Annotated in this window: 5 protein-coding genes; 4 read left to right on the forward strand and 1 reads right to left on the reverse strand. The window is 64.1% G+C overall.

What is annotated here, in order from left to right:
- Positions 1-360 precede the first annotated feature (360 nt).
- Positions 361-972 (reverse strand): Crp/Fnr family transcriptional regulator, encoded by a 612-nt coding sequence (locus VFP86_08195; protein ID HET8999610.1) that lies wholly within the window; start codon positions 970-972, stop codon positions 361-363.
- 554 nt (positions 973-1,526) lie between these two features.
- Here VFP86_08195 and VFP86_08200 point away from each other — a divergent pair.
- The 4 genes from VFP86_08200 to VFP86_08215 form a co-directional block, all read left to right on the forward strand.
- Positions 1,527-2,117, forward strand: a complete 591-nt coding sequence (locus VFP86_08200; protein HET8999611.1) for a sulfocyanin-like copper-binding protein — start codon at positions 1,527-1,529, stop codon at positions 2,115-2,117.
- Between the two features lie 238 nt (positions 2,118-2,355).
- A complete protein-coding gene (locus VFP86_08205) occupies positions 2,356-2,601 on the forward strand; it encodes a hypothetical protein (GenBank protein HET8999612.1) in 246 nt (81 codons plus the stop codon).
- Positions 2,598-3,149, forward strand: coding sequence for a YceI family protein (locus tag VFP86_08210; protein ID HET8999613.1), 552 nt, complete (start codon positions 2,598-2,600; stop codon positions 3,147-3,149). Before VFP86_08205 ends, VFP86_08210 begins: the two co-directional genes overlap by 4 nt.
- 111 nt (positions 3,150-3,260) lie before the next feature.
- The coding region (locus tag VFP86_08215; GenBank protein HET8999614.1) for a DoxX family protein at positions 3,261-3,787 on the forward strand (527 nt) is incomplete at its 3' end.

A 3,787-nucleotide genomic window follows, 5' to 3' on the forward strand; every position in this document is an offset into this window, starting at 1 on the left:
AGAACGCGATGGCGAGCGCCAGGGTCCCGAGGAGAGCGGCGCGCGGACTAACGAACCAGCGCAGAATGTCGATATCAAGCGCGCCCCGTGTCCAAGAGCACCATCCACGTCCAGACCTGCTAGCCAACGGCCTGCCCCCCCCTCGTCTCGTGGTGCTCTCACGTACCGCTCTGTACTCTCACCCCCTGGTATGGACCACGCCGGGGCGCCCTGGAAATCAAGATTTGTATAACACTGCAGCAACGTTTGTGTCCTTGTCGGAGAACAAGTTGCCTCCTCAGGCCGTCCCGGCCGCTGTTCCTCGCATTTCGCCGGCAGGCTCTTCGCCTGACATGGGACGGTCCTGGCGATCGGCGCCCGTCAGGTCTCGGCAATTCTGGCGAGGCCTTCGGGGGAGGTAACGACGATCCGTTCGCGCCCAGCGGTCACGAGGCCGCGTGCCTCCCACCGGCCAAGAATGCGACTGAGCGTCGGCGGTGTCGTTCCGAGGAACTCGGCCAGATCCTGCTGCATCATGGCGAGAGCGGGCGCTCTGCGGTGGCCGCGGGCACGAGCCAGGCGGAGGACCGTCCGCGCCAGGCGGTGGGCGACTGGCTCCGTCGCATAATCATGGAGGCGGCTCCAGTCGGCTTGCAGCTGTCGGGCGGTGAAGCGAAGAGTGTTCCTCGCCACGACGGGAGAGCTCCTGAGGATTTCTTCAAAGGTCTCCGCCGGCCGACCGAGCACGCGGCTGTCCTCGATGGCTTGCGCCGTGTAGGTTCGGGCGGTGCCGGCCATCGGGGCAAGATAGCCGAACGTTTCCCCCGGCTCGACAAAGGTAAGGATGATCCCTCGGCCATTCGGCCCGGTCAGGACCAACTTCACCTTGCCGTGAACGATCACGTAGATGCTGTCCACCCGGTCACCTTGCCGGAACACGGTGGTCCGTTTGGCGATGCCCCGCTCCTGTGCCACCGCGAGAATTGTGCGCACCACTGGGATCGGGACTGACGCGAAGAGCTTACAGCGATGTAGTGTCCGAAGGAGCACCTCCTCCGCTCCCGCTGTGTCCCTAGTTGACCCGGGAGATCTGGCCCCGGGGGACTCGCGACCCGACGCCCCGCCAGCCATGTTTTCGGGATCCTTCCCGTCCAGTCTGATCCACTTCAAGCGTAAGCTGGCAACAAAGGAATTGAATCAGGACGAGCACCGATTCCGCCTCGGGCGATCAACCGATGGCGGATCGGCCAATCTGCTCCACGTCCCGGCGCACGACCGCCTCCGCTGGACGTTCAAACTCGGGTAAGAGGCCGACCTCATGTCCCGCTCACGACCCCGTCTGTCTGGGTCCCGATACTCCTTCAGCGGGCTGTTGGCTCGGCGAATCGAGGCGGTCGCATCCACCCCGGTTCCTCATTCGGCCAGGCCGTCAGGGAGCGAGTTTGGCCGTACGGTCCGTGGAACGCGGACCCGATGGGCAAATCGGGCCTGCACCCGATTCTCTCGCTGAGCTGTGGGGTCTAGTCTGGAACCAGAAGGTGAGATTGATGCCAGGGAATTTCAGCCAGACTGGCGCGGAGGCGATGATGGTGGCGCAGGAACACGGAGTGATAAGGGTCATCGCAAGAGTGCTGCTGTGGGCGTTGGCGGTCGGGGCCATGGTAGCGGCAGGAGCGATGGCCGCGGGAATGCCGGTTGTGCGCGCCGCGACGCACTCGGTCGACGTGACGATCGTCGCGGGCAAGAACGCGAGCGATGGGAGCTTCGACTTCATCGGATACCAGCGTGGCGCCATGACGATCACGGTGCCTGTCGGCTGGAAGGTCGTAGTGCACTTTGAGAACGCGGGCATGGTGCCGCACAGCATGGCGGTGCTGCCCACCGGCGCGCACCAGCAGGTGGCGCCATCCGGTACGCCGGCGTTCCCAGGCGCGACGACCGCGAATTTCGTCGCGGGGCTTCCCAAGGGCGCCAAGCAGACGTTCACGTTCGAGGCGAGCAAGGCCGGCACGTACGAGTTTATCTGCGGCGTACCCGCGCACGCCGTAGCCGGGATGTGGGACAGCCTGGTCGTTTCAGATACGGCGGACGCGCCCAGCGTGACGCCGCTCGGCGCCGCGACGTTCAGTGTGCAGTAGCGCGTACACCGGCCGGGCCCCGGCGTGCCACCTACCAGGGCGAGAGGACAGTGCTGTTCGTGAGCGCACCACGAGACAGGGGGGGACAGGCCGTGCCTAGCGGGTGCGCCTGGCAAGTCTCCATTGATGGGGACAGTCGGCCCCGGGCGGTCCTGCGCACATCTGATCCCGAGATCAGGTCTTCACCCGATTACTCATTGAGGAGTCCCTAGGTATTCTCCCTTGGGGGAATAGGACGATGTGGCCGAGCATCTTTGGACCGGGATGGGGTTGGGGGGTGTTGGTTGCCCTGGCGTTCTTGTGTCTCGTGCTGGGGGTACTCGGATTCCTGCTCCTCGTCATCAACAGGCCGCCACGGGACACCGATGAGTCAACCGATCGGCTCTGGCACCTGCTTGAAGAGGGAGACATCACTCCAGGGGAGTTCGAGCGCCGGAAACGCGCGATCCAACCCAAACTTGGAGTGCGAGTTGTCAGCAAGTGAAGTGGACCATCGACACAGCACGCAGCCGGGTGGAATTCGTGGCGCGCTATGTGGGCATCTCCACTATTGAAGGCCGCTTCACACGCGTGCGCGGCACGGTTGAGACAACCGAGGACGGACAGCTGAAGGCCATCGAAGCGTTCATCCCGGCCGCCAGTGTCGATACCGGTGTGTCCGAACGCGACACACACCTGCGCTCGCCGGATTTCCTCGACGCCGCGAAATACCCTGAGTTGACGTTCCGCGCGGCCGCGATAGAGCGCCTGGGCGACGGGCAGTACCGCGTGCGCGGCGAGATCACGATCCGCGACCGAACCCACGGTACGGTGTTTCAGGTCGACACCTCCCCTCAGGTCATCGATGGGCTGGGTGGCCGACGCGCGCGGGCGAGTGCGACCGGGACATTTTCCAGGAGGGAGTGGGGGCTGGCCTGGGATCGGATTCTACGCTTCGGCGGGTTGTTGATCGCCGACGAAATGTATTTCTCCCTCAACATCGAGGCGGTGGCGGACGCATCCACCCCCGTCCTCCGTTCCACCAGCCCTTAGGCGTCGTGCCGAGGCTTTAGGTTGCTCGTGGACCCGATGCCCAAATCCGTTCCGCAACCGATTCTCTCGTTAGCCCCCCGGGGTCTATTCTGAGATCAGGAGGTGAGGTCAATGGCAACCAATCCGCAGCGTAAGCAGTACTTCGAGGATCCCCCGCTGGCGCGGACGATATTCAGCTCCACCCAGCTTGCATGGCTGTGGCTGATCGTCCGGGTGTGGCTCGGGTACAACTGGATCGAGGCCACCCTCTCGCACAAGATCGGGAATCCGGCCTGGGTGCAGACCGGCGCCGCGATCAAGGGGTTCTGGCAGCAGGCGATCGCCATACCGGCAAAGGGGCGGCCACCCATCGAGTACGGTTGGTACCGCGATTTCCTGGCGTACCTGTTGAGCATTCACGCGGAGGTCTGGATTGGGAAACTGGTCGCCTACGGCGAGCTCCTCGTTGGGATCGCGTTGATCCTCGGCGCGTTCGTGGGGATCGCGGCCTTCTTCGGCGCCTTTATGAACTGGAACTTCATGATGGCGGGCACCGCGAGCACGAACCCCTTGCTCTTTGCCGTGGCGATCCTGTTGATTCTGGGCTGGAAGGTCGCAGGATACTACGGGCTCGACCGATATCTGCTCCCTGTGCTGGG

It is taken from the genome of bacterium (assembly GCA_035703895.1).
Taxonomy (GTDB): domain Bacteria; phylum Sysuimicrobiota; class Sysuimicrobiia; order Sysuimicrobiales; family Segetimicrobiaceae; genus Segetimicrobium.